Source organism: Vibrio sp. R10-SG3-ISO3 (assembly GCF_059834225.1).
The window spans coordinates 1-15,475 of sequence record NZ_JCBDHE010000037.1 but is presented as its reverse complement, the minus strand read 5'-3'; the positions used below and the strand labels follow the sequence as shown (position 1 = coordinate 15,475).

At 51.1% G+C, this 15,475-nt stretch carries 14 protein-coding genes; 10 read left to right on the top strand and 4 right to left on the bottom strand.

Annotated features, from left to right (window positions below; all coding sequences use genetic code 11):
* Window positions 1-80 precede the first annotated feature (80 nt).
* Entirely contained in the window at window positions 81-377 is a 297-nt protein-coding gene (locus tag AC6R1A_RS08950) for a putative quinol monooxygenase (RefSeq protein ID WP_500630893.1), read from the bottom strand.
* Between the two features lie 9 nt (window positions 378-386).
* Window positions 387-1,043, bottom strand: a complete 657-nt coding sequence (locus AC6R1A_RS08945) for a nitroreductase family protein (RefSeq protein WP_500628203.1) — start codon at window positions 1,041-1,043, stop codon at window positions 387-389.
* A gap of 233 nt (window positions 1,044-1,276) precedes the next feature.
* Here AC6R1A_RS08945 and gloA2 point away from each other — a divergent pair, with 233 nt between their 5' ends.
* On the top strand, window positions 1,277-1,663 hold the full coding sequence (gloA2, locus tag AC6R1A_RS08940) for an SMU1112c/YaeR family gloxylase I-like metalloprotein (RefSeq protein ID WP_487902759.1): 387 nt from the start codon (window positions 1,277-1,279) through the stop codon (window positions 1,661-1,663).
* On the opposite strand, the gene AC6R1A_RS08935 is transcribed toward gloA2, so the two are convergent.
* A complete protein-coding gene (locus AC6R1A_RS08935) occupies window positions 1,660-2,481 on the bottom strand; it encodes a tetratricopeptide repeat protein (protein ID WP_420378219.1) in 822 nt (273 codons plus the stop codon). The two genes, gloA2 and AC6R1A_RS08935, sit on opposite strands and share 4 nt — an antisense overlap.
* 272 nt (window positions 2,482-2,753) lie before the next feature.
* Between AC6R1A_RS08935 and ectA the strand changes: the two genes are divergently transcribed.
* From ectA to AC6R1A_RS08890, 9 genes are all read left to right on the top strand, one after another.
* Window positions 2,754-3,311, top strand: coding sequence for a diaminobutyrate acetyltransferase (gene ectA, locus AC6R1A_RS08930; RefSeq protein WP_487902758.1), 558 nt, complete (start codon window positions 2,754-2,756; stop codon window positions 3,309-3,311).
* 28 nt (window positions 3,312-3,339) lie between these two features.
* Complete coding sequence (gene ectB, locus AC6R1A_RS08925; RefSeq protein ID WP_487902757.1) at window positions 3,340-4,605, top strand: diaminobutyrate--2-oxoglutarate transaminase; 1,266 nt, start codon at window positions 3,340-3,342, stop codon at window positions 4,603-4,605.
* 65 nt (window positions 4,606-4,670) lie between these two features.
* A complete protein-coding gene (locus AC6R1A_RS08920; RefSeq protein ID WP_334553271.1) occupies window positions 4,671-5,057 on the top strand; it encodes an ectoine synthase in 387 nt (128 codons plus the stop codon).
* Between the two features lie 61 nt (window positions 5,058-5,118).
* Window positions 5,119-6,555: an aspartate kinase gene (locus AC6R1A_RS08915; RefSeq protein WP_334553273.1), complete on the top strand. Its 1,437-nt coding sequence runs from the start codon at window positions 5,119-5,121 to the stop codon at window positions 6,553-6,555.
* Window positions 6,556-6,671: 116 nt separating this feature from the next.
* Window positions 6,672-8,045: a TolC family protein gene (locus AC6R1A_RS08910; protein WP_500630892.1), complete on the top strand. Its 1,374-nt coding sequence runs from the start codon at window positions 6,672-6,674 to the stop codon at window positions 8,043-8,045.
* The gene (locus tag AC6R1A_RS08905; protein WP_500633416.1) at window positions 8,045-9,241 is read left to right on the top strand and encodes an efflux RND transporter periplasmic adaptor subunit; all 1,197 of its coding nucleotides are present in this window, start codon (window positions 8,045-8,047) and stop codon (window positions 9,239-9,241) included. The genes AC6R1A_RS08910 and AC6R1A_RS08905 overlap by 1 nt, the downstream gene beginning before the upstream one ends.
* Window positions 9,238-12,387 (top strand): efflux RND transporter permease subunit, encoded by a 3,150-nt coding sequence (locus AC6R1A_RS08900; protein WP_500633417.1) that lies wholly within the window; start codon window positions 9,238-9,240, stop codon window positions 12,385-12,387. The genes AC6R1A_RS08905 and AC6R1A_RS08900 overlap by 4 nt, the downstream gene beginning before the upstream one ends.
* Before the next feature lie 64 nt (window positions 12,388-12,451).
* Window positions 12,452-13,147 (top strand): response regulator transcription factor, encoded by a 696-nt coding sequence (locus tag AC6R1A_RS08895; protein ID WP_500633418.1) that lies wholly within the window; start codon window positions 12,452-12,454, stop codon window positions 13,145-13,147.
* Window positions 13,138-14,397, top strand: coding sequence for a sensor histidine kinase (locus AC6R1A_RS08890; protein ID WP_500633419.1), 1,260 nt, complete (start codon window positions 13,138-13,140; stop codon window positions 14,395-14,397). Before AC6R1A_RS08895 ends, AC6R1A_RS08890 begins: the two co-directional genes overlap by 10 nt.
* Here the strand turns inward: AC6R1A_RS08890 and AC6R1A_RS08885 are convergent.
* Entirely contained in the window at window positions 14,394-15,212 is an 819-nt protein-coding gene (locus AC6R1A_RS08885) for a ferredoxin reductase family protein (RefSeq protein WP_500633420.1), read from the bottom strand. The genes AC6R1A_RS08890 and AC6R1A_RS08885 overlap by 4 nt on opposite strands.
* Window positions 15,213-15,475: the final 263 nt, after the last annotated feature.

Sequence of the window (15,475 nt, the reverse complement as noted above, 5' to 3'; positions counted from 1 at the left end):
CAAATAATAAAATCCCCCGCTTATCAATGGATAGGCGGGGGATGTTTATCATCTGAATTTGCCTGCTTGTTGGGCGAGACTTAAGCGATTTTCGTCATCTTATCGACGGAGAAACGCTCCACCATGCCCTCAACTTCGGCGCCGTAGGCTTGAAAGTGCGCGCTGGCGGCGTGCGCTTGCAGTGCTTGCTCGGATTGCCAGATTTCATACACAACGAAATGGGCAGGATTGTCGTTGTTTTTGTGCAAATCGTAGCAAATACACCCTACTTCTTTGCGAGTTTGCGTCACTAACTTGGTCAGAGCGCCTTCTACCTGTTCAATATCGTTCGTTTTGGCGATCACATTGGCGACGACAGTAACGGGTTGTTCAGTCATTTTGATGCCTTACAACGTGGTGATTACATCGTCTAGCGCCAAGCGCGCTTTAGGCAAGCCGTGGTTATAGTCTTCACCGTCTAGGTGGTAACCCATCGCAAGTGCGACTTCTACCACGTGACCGTCGAGCTCTTGTTTAAACTCTTCACCAATCAATGCCGGGTCCACTCCTTCCATTGGCGTAGAATCAATGCCAAGGCGAGCTAAGGTGTGAAGAATATTGCCCAGGGCTAGGTAGACTTGGGCTTTGGTCCAGTGACCATTGAAGCCGGTCTCATCGGTGTTCATGTCAGCAAACGCATAGGCACCCATAAACGCATCGTACATGTCAGCAGGTAGGTGGCCCGAGGTAACTTCAGCGTCAACACGTTTGGCGAACTTCTCCTTGGTGAACTTAGGATCGTAAGCAAACAAGATGGTGTGTGAGGCCGCGGTCGCATGCGGTTGGTTGAATTGGTGCATGTTCGCGAACGTATTATGAAAACGCTGCTTCGCTTCGTCAGACTCAACAATGATGAACTTCCAAGGTTGAGAGTTGATTGACGAGGCCGATAAACGCAATGCTTCTTTGATCACCGCCATATCTTCTGCCGAGATACGTTTGCTCGGGTCGTATTTTTTCGCGGTGTAACGAGAGTTCAAATCTTGAATGATTGGGTGAGTCATGTTGGCTCCTAAATTGTCTATGTTGTACTGATGACTAGGGCTGATGTTCACAATGGTCAACCACCACTTGGCCCGCTTATCAAAAGGTTTTCTGCGCTGCGTTGAGGCAGCGAAGCGATGGCGTTACTATAAGCGCGGTCTATGAATGGAAAAAGTGTCATCCTGTCCAATCACTTTGGACGCAATCGTCCATAATCTTTCTAGGACACTGAAAAAATAAGGAAAAATGACTGATGTCTATCAAAGGGTTCCACCATGTCGCCATTATCTGCTCTGACTATTCGACGTCGAAAGCGTTCTACACTCAGGTGTTAGGATTTGAGGTGATTGCGGAAAACTATCGAGCGGAAAGAGCCTCCTACAAACTGGATTTGGCTTTGCCTGGTGGTGGTCAAATTGAGCTCTTTTCCTTTCCATCACCGCCTGAAAGACCAACCCGACCTGAAGCGCGAGGATTGCGTCATTTAGCCTTTGTGGTGGATGACGTTGAGGCGTACGGGCAATATTTAACAGAGCAAGGGGTAGAGGTGGAACCCATCCGAGTGGATGAGTTCACAGGTAGAGCCTTCACATTCTTTCAAGATCCCGATGGTTTACCGCTGGAAATCTATCAAGCTTAGTGGTGCTCATCGAGGAGCAGGGCATCAAAGCGTGGGTTGCCATGTAGCCCCTCCAAATCCGGCTCCGTATTGATCAATTCTCGAATCGAAGGACTTGATTCAATCGCTAATTCCAAATCCAGAATTGCCTGCTCTTCAATCCCCAAACGAGAGTAGGCACAAGCACGCTGATAGAGTGCAGGGCCATTATTGTTGTCGAGGTTAAGGACACGATTACACAGACTCAACGCCCAGTGGTACTCGCGAATTTCCATCGCTGCATCCGCCTTGTAGGTCAGCGCTTCAAGATCGCCCGGTCGCATGGTCAAGATCTCATCATACACATCAATTCGCTGCTCGGCGGTCGGCATACTTTGCGCTCTTAGCCATAAGTTGTGGATTTCATTGATCTTCTCAATCTCTTTGTTGTTTTCACTGATCACGCGCGTCTTACGTTTTAGATCGCGTTCCAGTGCACTGAATTTCTTCTCGTACTCTTTGGCAATCGCATCGAGTCGCTTGTCGGCCATGTCTTTGGTGTTGTGCTTGAACTCTCGCAGAGATTGCCAACCAACAAAGGCAATCAACGACGCGACACCGGCGATGATGTAGAAAAAGTAGGTCACGGTGACGTTGGCGTAGTTGAGGGATTTGTCGGCCACTTCGAGCTCTCGGTCGGTAATTTGAACCACCAAGCGGCGCTCTAAATCTTGTTGGTCTTGGCGCAGAGCTTTGAGCTCATCGAGGATATAGCGCTCCATTAGCGGGCGATCGAGCATCTCGGAGTCGGAGTATTTTTCTTGCTCCGCGAGGGTAGGGAAACTCAGTGAGAGGAGCATGAGAAAACTAATTAGGGTTCGAATCATCGGGGGTTCCAATCGAGTCACTTAAGATAAATATAAGCTTAGTTAATCATAGACGCGCGCGACATGATACTCCGAATGAAATAATTTAGTGCACTAACCATTGTTAAACTTTATGTGCAATTTGGATTTATGTGATTTTAATCACAAAAATGCGGTTGATTCGGCGCCAGATTTGATTTTTGGTGCCCGATTTTGCTCATAATAATGGCGAATTTAATTAGAGTTCAAAGGAAATGTATCTGCACATGATTACGTCAGCGCCCTGGGTTATGTATCCGGAAATTACACAACCCCAACGCCCAACGTGGCGGTTTAGAGAGCCGAGTGATACCGATGGCGACCAGATTTTCCAACTCATCAAAGATTGTCCGCCACTGGATGTTAACTCTTCGTACTGTAACTTTCTTCAGTCTACCCACTTTGCGGACACCTGCATTTTGGTTGAGATTGATGATGAGGTGGCTGGATTTATCTCTGCCTACCGCAAGCCACAACAGCCAGATGTGCTGTTTGTTTGGCAAGTGGCGGTATCGAGCGATCACCGAGGTAAAGGCATCGCTTCGAAAATGTTAGACCGCCTGCTCGCTCGCGACACCTTGTCCGACATCAACGCGATAGAAACGACGATAACAAAGAACAATACGGCGTCGTGGATGTTGTTCGAAAAGCTGGACAAACGTCATGGCAAGCGCGGTGAGATTTCGGTTTTCTTGGACCAAAACACCCATTTTAAAGGGGAGCACGATACTGAGTATTTGTATCGCATCCCACTTTCTCGTGCTCACGCACACTCGTCCCAATAAATAATTGAGGAACCCAAACGGTCTTATTATGGATATTTTTAATAAGCAAGAATCAAAAGTACGTTCATATTCAAACAACTTTCCGGTGGTATTCACCAAAGCCAAAGGTTGCTGGCTAGAAACTGAAGGGGGCGAGCGCTATCTCGATTTCTTAGCCGGTGCGGGCTCATTGAACTATGGCCACAACAACCCGGTACTAAAAATGGCCTTGTTGGAGTACATCGAATCTGATGGCATCACGCATGGTTTAGACATGCATTCCACCGCCAAAGCGGCGTTTCTTGACGCGTTTAATCGCATCATCCTTGCGCCGCGTGAACTCAACTACAAACTGCAGTTTACTGGCCCAACGGGCACAAACGCGGTAGAAGCCGCGCTCAAACTGGCGCGTAAAGTGACAGGACGTAGCTCGATTGTCGCCTTTACCAACGGTTTCCACGGCTGTACTGCTGGCGCACTGGCTGCAACGGGTAACCAGCATCACCGCCAAGAAATGGGCCAAATGCAGAGCCAAGTGACGCGTATTCCATTTGATGGTTATGCCGATATTGATGGCTTAAAACTGTTTGAAACCATGCTGCAAGATAACTCAAGCGGTATGGACAAACCTGCTGCTGTACTGCTTGAAACCGTACAGGGTGAAGGGGGGTTGAATGTGGCCTCTAACGCTTGGCTACAAAAACTCGATGCACTGTGTAAAGCCAACGGTATTCTATTGATTGTTGATGATATTCAAGCGGGCTGTGGCCGTACGGGCACCTTCTTTAGTTTCGAACCTGCAGGGATCACCCCAGATATCGTGACGCTCTCGAAGTCGATTGGTGGGTACGGCTTACCGATGGCCGTCGTACTGCTGCGTCCGGAACTGGATATTTGGAAGCCTGGTGAGCACAACGGTACGTTTAGAGGTAACAACCATGCTTTCGTCACCGCAGCGAAAGCGCTTGAGACCTACTGGGCCGATCCACAGTTTGAAGCCCACGTGAAAAACTGCGCCGACAAAGTGACGCAAGTGACTACTCGCAGCTTGAAGCGTCACCCTAACTTGTTTGAGCAAGTGAAAGGTCGCGGCATGATGCAAGGTATTGAGTGTGTCAACGGCGACATTGCCAGCGAGATTGCTAAGCACTGTTTTGAGCTCGGCATGGTGATCGAGACAGCAGGACCTGACGATGAAGTGGTGAAGTTTTTCTGCCCACTGACCATCACAGAAGAAGAATTAGAACAAGGTCTGCGCATCTTTGAAGAGGCGGTTCAACGGGTCGCGGTTAAGCAGTTTAAGCAAGCGTCTTAAGTTCAAAACAACGTCGTACCGACCCCATTCGGTTGGCAGAAAAAGAAAATGAAAAGGAACAGAGAATGATAGTCAGAACCTTAGATGAATGTCGTGATAGTGAACGTCGTATCGCGACGGATAATTGGGAAAGCGTGCGTATGTTGCTCAAAGACGACAACATGGGTTTTTCTTTCCACATCACGACGATTTACGAAGACAGCGAAACGCACATTCACTACAAAAACCACTTGGAGTCTGTCTACTGCATGAGCGGTAAAGGTGAAATTGAAGTCGTCGGTGGTAAGACATACCACATTGAGCCGGGCACATTGTACATCCTCGATAAGCACGATGAGCATTATCTGCGCGCCTACAAAGGGGCCGACATGGTGATGGCCTGTGTCTTCAACCCGCCACTGACAGGCGCAGAAGTGCATGATGAAAAAGGGGTCTATCCCATCGCAGATTAGGGGCAATGAGCAGGAACAACGCACCTAATCCTAACCATTAAATCGAACGAAAGGCGATATTATGACTTATACCGTAGAGAAAATCGGCGGTACCTCAATGACGGCATTTGATGCCGTGCTAGAAAACATAATCCTGCGTCCCAACCGGGACAACCTCTATAATCGAGTGTTTGTGGTGTCCGCGTATGGCGGCATCACGGATGCGCTGCTGGAGTGTAAAAAGACCAGCAAACCTGGGGTGTATCAGCTGATCGCGAAACGCGATGACAGCTGGAGCGATGCATTGGCAGAGGTTGAGCAGCGCATGCTGCTGACCAACGAGCATATGTTTGCCGACCCCATGAACCGGATGCGCGCGGACAAGTTCATTCGCTCGCGTATTTCTGAGGCGCGCAACTGCATCTCAAATATTCTGGAAACGTGCCAATACGGCCAGTTCACTTTGCGCCACTACTTGCCTCAAGTACGTGAATTTTTGGCGTCAATAGGTGAAGCGCACAGTGCATTTAACACGGCATTAAAACTGAAAAATATGGGCATTGAAGCGCGTTTTGTTGACCTCTCAGGCTGGAGCTCTGACAAAGTCGAGAGCTTAGATGAGAATATCCTCAACGCCTTTAAAGAGATTGATGTCAGCCAAGAGCTCCCCATCGTCACGGGTTATGCGTCATGTAAAGACGGCCTGATGTCGACTTTTGATCGTGGCTACAGCGAGATGACGTTTAGCCGCATCGCCACACTGACCAATGCGGATCTCGCCATTATCCACAAAGAGTATCACCTTAGCTCGGCGGACCCTCGCGTCGTTGGCCCTGAGAAAGTATTGCCAATTGGCCACACTAACTATGACGTGGCGGATCAGTTGGCAAGTCTCGGGATGGAAGCCATTCACCCGAATGCTGCGGCAGGGCTGCGTGAAAGCGGCATTGAGCTGCAAATCAAGAACACGTTTGAGCCTGAGCATCGTGGTACTCTGATTTCCAACCAGTTCCAGCCGACGGCGGACAAAGTGGAAATTATCGCCGGTAAGCAGAAGGTCTTTGCGCTGCATCTCTTTGACCAATCCATGGTCGGCGAAGCAGACAACTTCAGCTACGAGCTGATGGAGATCATCTCGGATGCCCATGTCAGCTTGATTGGTAAAGAGATGAACGCCAACTCTATTACCTATTATTTGGGCGGTAACAGCGATAGCCTGAACAAGGTGTTGTACAAAGCGGAAAAACGCTATCCGAATTCAGAAATCAAAGGCCGAATGGTGGCGCTGATTTCGGTGATTGGTTCGCAAATCGATACCAACAAAGCGTTAGCGAAAGGAGTGAGCGCCCTCATGAACGCTGACATTACGCCTTACGCTTTGCACTCGTCGATGCGTAACGTCAACGTGCAGTTTGTCGTCAGTGATAAGGAGTACAAAGCGGCGATTTGTGCCTTGCACGAAGAGTTTTTCGACAACCAGCTACAAGGTATGGCTCCCCGCGACACGAAAGTGGCGTAATCTAAGTCTCACCTTCCCCTATCGAGCAGGCATCGCCTGCTCTTTTTTTGTATCTTAACCCTCTCTTAACCCCGCCTTGTTTACTCTTACCGTTATCAGATGGGAGAGATGTAAGCATGACCTTTCGAACAACCTTAATCAGCCTTGTCGTGGCGAGCCTTCTGGGCTGCAGCTCAGGCAATCGCACCGATTACGTAGACCAAGCGCAAATCAGCAATGAGCTGGCCATTGAACAGCTAGTCAGCAAGTTGGTGGATGAACAGTCACCAAGTGATGAGCCTTTGCAGGCGATCACCGATTTGGTGAACATTCCAGCGCTAGCGCCCTATTTAGCGGCGGCCATGGAGAATAATCCCAGCCTTCAACAAAGTATTGTTGCCCTGAAAATGGCGTATGCGCAGCACGGTATCACCGCGGCGGACCAATGGCCGACACTGAGTGCTGGGTTGTCTGGTGAGCAAACAGAAGGCAGCGATGAGAGCTACACGGGTGAGCTTAATGTCAGTTGGGAGCTGGATATCTGGCGTCAATTGGCGGATAGCAGCGCCGCCGCGCAGAGAGACATCGCCGCCACACAGGCGAGCTTGCAGGCGGCAAAAGATCTGCTTGCGGCCAACGTGATGCGGGGCTGGCTTGAAATCAGCGTCAATAAACAACTGTTGGATATAGAGCAGCGACGCTTGGACATTCTCGAAAACAACGAAGTGCTGGTGCTAGAGCGCTACAAAGTTGGGCTAGGCAGTCTAGAAGAGATCGACAGTGCAAAAACCAACTCCTCTTCCACGCGCGCGACCGTGGCGGAATATCGAGAGAACCTGGCCCAAAGTCAGCGCAACTTAGCACTGCTCACTGGGCTGCGTGCCCCTCAATTGAGCGGGGACGAAGTGCCGACGGTATTTGCGACGGTGCTCAATCCGCTCGACAGTCTGGGCGTACAAAACATGGCTGGTCGACCTGATTTACAGCAAGCCTTTTACAACATTGAAGCGGAAGCACTGCGCACCGATGCCGCTTACAAAGCGATGTTGCCCTCATTTAGTCTTTCAGCCAGTTTGACCGACCTAGCGCAAACCCCGAGTGAGGCGCTACTCACCAACCCTGTGTGGAGCGTGTTGGGTCAGATTTCAGCGCCGATTTTTCAAGGTGGTAAGTTGAAATCTCAAGCGGAGTTGGCCGAGCTGACCACCGAGCAAACCTACTGGGTTTACCAACAGACACTCCTTGATGCCGTAAGTGAAGTAGAAACCGCTGTCGGCCAAGAACATGCTTTGGAGAAGCAGCAGCAATATCTCGAGAGCGCGTTACAGAGCGCGCGCCGCAGCGTTGAAAGTTATGAACAAAAGTATCGAGAGGGGCTGGTGGATATTTTTGACCTTCTCACTGTTCAGCAGCAAGCCTACGACATCGAAGCGCAACTCACGAGCGCCACTTACCAGCGATTGTTAAACCGAATTGATTTGGGCCTCGCGCTAGGCCTAGGAGTATCTTGATGAAAAAAAATGCACTGACCCTAGCCGTGACGCTGGTTGCCGCGGGTTCGATTTTTGCCGCTGTTGCCTACAATGGAAGCCAACTGGCGCCGCCCAAGGGCCCTGGAGAGACCCCCGCGCAGGAAGCGCAAAGGGTACAACCAGAGCAAAGCGCATCGGCCAGTCGCGTGCTGTCACAAGTTGCGGTACAGACCACTCAAGCTAACCGCTATCAGGCGCAAATCACCAGCTACGCTGAGGCGCAGCCGAGATACAACCTCAGTTTCACCAGTGAGGTCAATGGCCGCGTGGTGAGCTTGGCTGATGATTTTGAAACGGGGAAAGTGGTGAAAAAAGGTCAGATCCTTGCCACGCTGGATAATACGCAATACCAGCAAGCGGTCGCGAGCGCAGAAGCGGACGTCGCGGCGGCAAAGCTTGCCTACCTAGAAGAGCAGCGTGAAGGTGAACAAGCCAAATCAGAGTGGCAACGCTCTGGATTATCCGGTGAACCAAGTTCCACCTTGGTGCTACGTGAACCCCAGCTCGAGAGCGCTAAAGCGGCATTGGATAACGCAGAAAAAGCCCTCACGGCTGCGAAAAAAGATCTCGAGGACACCCGCATTCGTGCCCCATTTGATGCGCTGATTGTAGCCCGCTCTATTCAGCCGGGCAGCTACGTCTCGACTGGCGATAGCATTGCGACGCTCTACAGCGTGGATCGTGTTGAAGTCGAGTTAGCCTTGTCGGAGCAGCAGTGGTTGACCTTACAAGCAGACGGCCAGAGTGATGTCACGCAGTGGCAAGTTACGTTGACGGACAGTCAAAGCCAACACCAATGGCAAGCGCGCGTTGATCGCGCTAACCAACATATCACAGAGACCACTCGCCAGCGTTCAGTGATTGCGGTAGTGGAACGACCTCTTGTGCAGGCGTCTCCTCTGTACCCCGGTACATTTGTCAAAGCTACTTTAACTGGGCCTGAGGTCGATAACCTTTGGCAAATTCCTGCATCTGCGTATTCGCAGCAGGGGGAAGTCTGGATGGTCAACCAACAAGGCAGCTTGGTCAAAGCTGCCGCAACCAAGCGATTTGAGCGCAACAATTTCGTCTATATTGATCCGCTGAGCGAAGAAGCGGCTCAAGTAGTGATGCGTCCGTTGAGCAGTTTTCAAGTCGGCATGAAAGTGTTGGCCAATGAGGAGGGCAAATCATGAGTCAGTCGAATCACTCTACGGGTGTGATTGCGTGGTTTGCTCGCAACCCAGTGGCGGCAAACTTATTGATGATGGGTGTGATCATCGTGGGGTTGTTTTCCGTCAGTTCGTTGCGTAAAGAGGCATTCCCTACTCTTGAACCTGATGTGGTCAGTGTTGCTGTCAGCTATGACAGTGGCGATCCGGTTCAGGCGGAAGAAGGGATTGCGATAAAAATTGAAGAAGCGCTGGAAACCGTACCGGGCATCAAACGCATTACCTCTACGTCGGATTCGACTGGCAGCTATGTGTCGATTGAAAAAGAGAGCAGTTACGATCTGGATACCTTGCTGACGGATGTCAAAAACGAAGTGGATGCCATCAACAACTGGCCAGCGGAAGCGGACAATCCGGTCATCGAAAAAGCACGTCGTCAGGATCATGCGATTTGGGTGCAACTGTATGGCGATGCGGACCGTTCGACATTGCAGATCTTGGCTCAAGATCTGAAATCCGATTTGTTGAGTGAGAGTGCGATCAGCGATCTCTCTATCAATGCAGAGCTAGAGCGGATGATTTCGGTGGAGGTGAATGAGCAGGCTTTGCAGGCCTATGGCTTATCACTCACGGATGTCTCGGATGCCATCAACGCAGAAAGCGCGACGGCCATTTCGACCAGCCTGCGCAACAGCGAAAAAACCGTGCGCCTCAAAGCGTCAGAGCAAGCGTATCAAGTGGAAGATTTTCGCCAAATTCCCATCATTACAACTCAGTCAGGCGCACAGATTCTACTTGGCGATATTGCCACGGTCAGCGACACGTTCGAAGAAGATAGCTACTCGTTGTCCCGTTATAACCAGCAAAATGCCATCGGCATCCAGATTTTGATGGATGACAGCAGTGATGTGGTCAACATTGTTGAGCAGGCCAAACAGGTGGTTGAGCAGTGGCGAGCAAGTAACGTATTGCCTGACAATGTCGACATGGAAACTTGGTATGACAAAAGTACCATGATCAAAGAGCGTCTATCACTGCTTGCCACCAACGCGCTCACCGGTATTGCGATGGTGTTTATTGTGTTGGCGCTGTTTCTTAACCTGCGCGTGGCATTTTGGGTCGCAGCTTGTTTGCCCTTTGTCTTCTTTGGCACCTTGTTTTTTATGACCGACTCCTTCGTTGGGCTGACCATCAACGAGATGACCACCTTTGGTTTCATCATGGCGCTCGGCATCGTTGTGGATGATGCGGTGGTCGTGGGCGAGAGCATTTACGCGACCCGCCGAGCTGAGGGGGACACCATAGAGAGCACCATTAAAGGCACGCTCAAAGTGGCGGCGCCGACCGTCTTTGGGGTTCTGACCACCGTGGCTGCCTTTTTGTCGATTGCCGCCATTGATGGCAACATGGGCAAAATTTATGCGCAATTTGCCACCGTGGTGACCATCTGTTTATTGCTCTCATTGGTGGAGTCTAAGTTCATTCTACCGGCGCACCTGGCGCATATTGACACTCACCGGAAAGACAACAAAGGGATTTGGAACCGCATTCAGAGCGGCGCGGAGCGAGGGTTAAACGGCTTCAACCAACGTGTGTATAAGCCGCTGATTAAAATCGCACTGCAATTTCGCTATGCCGTCGTACTCAGCTTTTTGGCGTTATTCATTTTAGTGATTGGTATGCCGCTCACCGGCGCCGTGCGCGTTGCGTTTTTTCCAGACATCGCCGGCGACACCGTCTCGGCTCAAATGTCGATGTACAACGATGTCAGTTTTGGTCAAACCGAAACCAATTTACTGACCCTCGAGCGCCATGCGCTTACGGTGGATGCCCAATTGCGGGGCGAGAGCGACACGTCGGCGATTGCCAGTCTACAGGTGTCGGCCACGGCCGACCGCTCAGGCTCTATCCAAGTGGAGCTAGCGCCAGAGGCGCCGTATAACATTGATGAGTTTGCTGATGCATGGCTGGCGATGTCGGGTAACATGGAAGGGGTTAAAAAGCTCAGCATTCGCTCTCACCAGGAGATGGTGGACAACTTTAAAGTCGAACTCAAAGCGAGTAGCGACGAGATTGTGACTGATGCCGGGAACCGAATGAAAGCGGCACTGCAATCGATTGACGGGGTAAGTGGTATTGATGACAACCTAGATTTAGGTGAGCCGCAGTATCGATTCGAACTGACAGAGCAAGGCCGTGCAATGGGCATGGATACCGCAAGCCTGTCTCAGCAAGTATTACAATCGTTTGGTGGCGACATTGTACAGCGTTTTCAACGGGGTAAAGACGAAGTCAAAGTCCGGGTCCGTTACCCCGAGGGTGAGCGTCAAACGTTAGCGGACATCGCGCAATCAAGCGTGCGAACCAGCGATGGTACTGTGGTGCCCTTGTCGGCGGTGGCGAAGGTGTACTCGGATTATCAGCCGTCAGAGATCACCCGTATCGACAACTTACGTGCGGTGTATGTCAGTGCCTCGGTGGACAAAGATATCCTCGCCTCGAATGAGTTAGTCGCACAACTTGAAAACACCTTGGTGAAGACACTGAAAGCGGATTATCCGACGCTCAAAATCGATTTTACCGGTGAAGCTGAGCAGCAAAAGGAGTCCACCGACTCAATGGAGTCGACGTTCGTGCTGGCTCTGATCGTCATTTTTGCGCTGCTTGCGATTCCACTCAAGTCGTACGTTCAGCCCTTGATCATCATGGTCGCCATTCCGTTTGGGATTGTTGGCGCTATCTTGGGTCACTGGTGGAACGATTTGACCATCAGCATCTTGTCACTGAATGGGGTGTTGGCACTGAGTGGCGTCGTGGTTAACGACAGCTTGCTCCTCGTTTCTCGTTACAATGAGCTGGTCAAAGAGGCCAAACTGTCGGTATCAGAAGCGATTGAACAAGCATGTTCAGGTCGACTGAGAGCGGTGCTGCTCACATCCGTGACCACGTTTGCCGGCCTTGCGCCGCTGTTGAGTGAGACATCGATGCAAGCGCAATTTTTGATCCCTGCCGCTGCGGCGCTGGGTTACGGCATCTTGTTTGCTACTTTGATCACTTTGATCTTAACGCCATCGCTGTTGATGATTGATCAGGATGTCAGAGCGCTCTTGTTGGCACTCAAGCAGCGCATCAGTGGAGCGGGACGTCGAGTTACTCAACAAGTGAACTAGGCTATGATTGTCTAAGCTCTTATTATGCAAAGAATGAACATCGATGGTGGGTGTGGAGGAGAGCATGCAAAGCGACCATTTACAGTGTTTGCTGGTGGAAGACGATCTCGATTTGGCCACTGCGGTTATCGATTACCTCGCGCTAGAGGGCATTGAGTGTGACCACGCGGCGAATGGTGTGGCGGGGCTCAGCCTGATACAAAATCAGCGCTACGATGTGGTGATCCTAGATTTAAATTTGCCCAAAATGGATGGCCTAGAAGTGTGCGCGAAACTGCGCGCCAGTGGCCTTGATGTGCCGGTTCTCATGCTGACGGCACGAGACACCTTGGACGACAAACTGGGGGGCTTTTCCGCAGGGGCGGACGACTACCTCATTAAACCGTTTGCGATGGAGGAGTTGATCGTTCGCGCGCAAGTGCTTTCGCGTCGGCGCAGTGGGCAAGTGACGCTACTGAGTGCGGAAGGAGTCGAGCTCGATCTCACCACACAAACCGCGACCTGCGATGGGCAGGAGATGAAACTGACACCGATAGGCTACAAACTGCTGGAAACGTTACTGCGCGCCAGTCCAAACAGTGTCTCGAGAGACAAACTGGTGCAGAGCGTCTGGGGGGATGAACAGCCCGACAGCAACAGCTTGAAAGTGCACATGTACCACCTTCGCAAGGCGGTGGATGGCCAAAGTGGAATCAAACGGATACAGACTCTTGTGGGGCGAGGCTTTGCGCTTAAACGTGAGGAACGAGTATGCGATTAAGGCGTAGTCTACGGCTCTATTTTGTGTTGGCGATGGTGGCGATGGGCAGTAGCGCGATTGTCGGAATGTCAGGCGTTGCGGTGAGCTATTTTTTCTCAGGGATGGATGAGGCCATGCGCGGATTTGTCCATTCTCAAGCGTTTCATCTCGACGTTGCGCCGGGTCAGGTCACACAGCAAGATGACCTCTTGGTTGCGAAGCGATGGCAAGACTTACCCACCCGTATCACGCAGCATTTTGATCAAGAGGATTTGGCCGATGGCCGTCTACTCAAACACATCGAAGGCATTCCCTTGCTCAGTCCACCTAAGAAAGGCTATTTTGTCATGCAGCTTGAGCAAGATGGTGAGCGCCGTTTTGCCGCTATAGAGATAGGCGATCGTGATCGCACCACGCCGATGAGCCGTGATGAGCTGCCGCCATTTTTCTATATCGTTTTTACCGCGATCGGTGCGATAGCGCTTTTTTCCGTGGTGTTGCTGATGATTATTCGTAATGTGTCGGCACCTGTTGAACAGTTGGGCGCATGGGCGAAATCGTTGGATGAAGATAAGCTGGATGCGGCGATACCCAATTTTCACTACCGAGAGCTTAATGCGCTCGCCGAGATGATTCAGTCGAGCTTGCGCTCGGTACAAGCCAGTGTCGAGCGTGAAAAGCGTTTTCTTGGCTATGCCAGCCATGAGCTACGTACGCCGATTGCGGTCACGCGAACCAATACCGAGCTGCTGGGCAAAATGATCGAGCGTCAGGTTGAGCCCCCTAAGCAGCGTGAAGTATTGGCGCGCATTGAGCGTGCTTCGCTGACCATGACCGATCTCACCGAAACCCTACTGTGGCTCAATCGTCGTGAGGAGAAAGCCTTACCGAGCACCTCGTTCGCCATCGGCCAGTTAGTGATGCAGATCCGTCAGGAGCTCAACTATTTACTGCATGGCAAAGCGGTCACCGTTGCTGAGTCGACCGACGATACTCAGGTGACACTGCCCAGTGGCCTGACGCGTATCGTCATCACGAACTTAGTGCGTAATGCCTTCCAACACACGCAGAAAGGCAAAGTGGTCATCTCGCAAACGGGTGACACATTGGTGATTGAAAACCACAATGACACTGACCAGGAGAAAGACAGCGATCTAGGCTTTGGGCTAGGGCTGGAACTCACCGATAGGCTGGTTAAGCAGCAAGGTTGGTCTTATTGCAATACCGTCACCGCGAACGGGCGGGTGGTGACGGTACGATTTGGTGGCTAACGCATCGCATACATCTCTTCGTGATAGTGATGCGCGGTATCGAAACGATGGCGTTTAAGATCATTTTTAAGCTGAGCAGACATCGACTCTGACCCGCAGAAATAGACATCGTAGTGGTCTAAATGCACAAAGCGCTGCGCCAAGCCTTCGATGGTGAGGCGCGGTTGGTATCGCGTATCGACAATCTCCAACGTCACCCCACTGCGTGTCGCAAGTTGATGCAATTCTTGGAGCATGGCCGTATCCACTCCGCGACAACTGAAGAAAAAGAAGACCGGATAGCGTGGTGGCTGCTCGGCATAACCGTGTAAAGCCGCCACAAAGGGTGCCACGCCGACACCGCCAGCGATCCAAATTTGTGGGCTAGATTGATGGAGTGAAAAATGCCCATATGGCCCTTCGACTCGAACCGAATCTCCTAGGTTGATACGCTGATTTAGCCCAGTAGTAAAATCGCCTAACTCTTTGATAAGAAATCGTACTTTACCCCCTTTGCAGCCAGACACTAGCGTAAACGGATGGGGATCTTCATGGCCAAATTGAAGATAAGCGTACTGTCCACAGCGATGGCTGGGCCAAGAGGTGGGCATATGCAGTTCAAGATCTAAAATGCGGCTCAGTGGGTGATATTGAACGCGGCTAATCCGCGCATCATATTGATGGTAACGGCCAATCAACCCCAGCAAACTATATATCGCAGCCAAGACGCCAATCACGATGAATGCCATGGTGAGAAAGTAAATTGGCGTGCCCCAATAGCTGTGTTTGAGCAGCAGGGCAGAGTGTGCGGCAACCATCAAATAGGCCACAGCCATGAATTTATGTGAGACGCGAAACGGGCGATAGCGAAGGGCGGTCCAGAGCGAGAGCGCAATCAAGGCAATTAACAGATAAAATCCCCACTCACCTAAAGCGAGACCGGTTGAGCGAAGTTCAAGAACCCAGCTTGGAGTAGGTCGCTACCAAGGTGCGCAGGCCCACGGCCAGAAAAGCGTTGCGGCGCAGTGAGAATCCCTGCACTGACCAATTGAATAGGAAGGTGATAGAAGAGCCAATGGATGATAGCCAGTGACCTTTC

Excerpts from the sequence above, each read along its gene's own strand:
- AC6R1A_RS08900 (WP_500633417.1), top strand. The coding sequence starts at position 9,238 with ATGAGTCAGTCGAATCACTCTACGGGTGTGATTGCGTGGTTTGCTCGC.
- AC6R1A_RS08935 (WP_420378219.1), bottom strand. The coding sequence starts at position 2,481 with ATGCTCCTCTCACTGAGTTTCCCTACCCTCGCGGAGCAAGAAAAATAC.
- AC6R1A_RS08950 (WP_500630893.1), bottom strand. The coding sequence starts at position 377 with ATGACTGAACAACCCGTTACTGTCGTCGCCAATGTGATCGCCAAAACG.
- AC6R1A_RS08945 (WP_500628203.1), bottom strand. The coding sequence starts at position 1,043 with ATGACTCACCCAATCATTCAAGATTTGAACTCTCGTTACACCGCGAAA.
- ectA (WP_487902758.1), top strand. The coding sequence starts at position 2,754 with ATGATTACGTCAGCGCCCTGGGTTATGTATCCGGAAATTACACAACCC.
- AC6R1A_RS08920 (WP_334553271.1), top strand. The coding sequence starts at position 4,671 with ATGATAGTCAGAACCTTAGATGAATGTCGTGATAGTGAACGTCGTATC.
- AC6R1A_RS08905 (WP_500633416.1), top strand. The coding sequence starts at position 8,045 with ATGAAAAAAAATGCACTGACCCTAGCCGTGACGCTGGTTGCCGCGGGT.
- AC6R1A_RS08915 (WP_334553273.1), top strand. The coding sequence starts at position 5,119 with ATGACTTATACCGTAGAGAAAATCGGCGGTACCTCAATGACGGCATTT.
- AC6R1A_RS08885 (WP_500633420.1), bottom strand. The coding sequence starts at position 15,212 with ATGGCTGTGGCCTATTTGATGGTTGCCGCACACTCTGCCCTGCTGCTC.
- AC6R1A_RS08910 (WP_500630892.1), top strand. The coding sequence starts at position 6,672 with ATGACCTTTCGAACAACCTTAATCAGCCTTGTCGTGGCGAGCCTTCTG.
- ectB (WP_487902757.1), top strand. The coding sequence starts at position 3,340 with ATGGATATTTTTAATAAGCAAGAATCAAAAGTACGTTCATATTCAAAC.
- gloA2 (WP_487902759.1), top strand. The coding sequence starts at position 1,277 with ATGTCTATCAAAGGGTTCCACCATGTCGCCATTATCTGCTCTGACTAT.
- AC6R1A_RS08890 (WP_500633419.1), top strand. The coding sequence starts at position 13,138 with ATGCGATTAAGGCGTAGTCTACGGCTCTATTTTGTGTTGGCGATGGTG.
- AC6R1A_RS08895 (WP_500633418.1), top strand. The coding sequence starts at position 12,452 with ATGCAAAGCGACCATTTACAGTGTTTGCTGGTGGAAGACGATCTCGAT.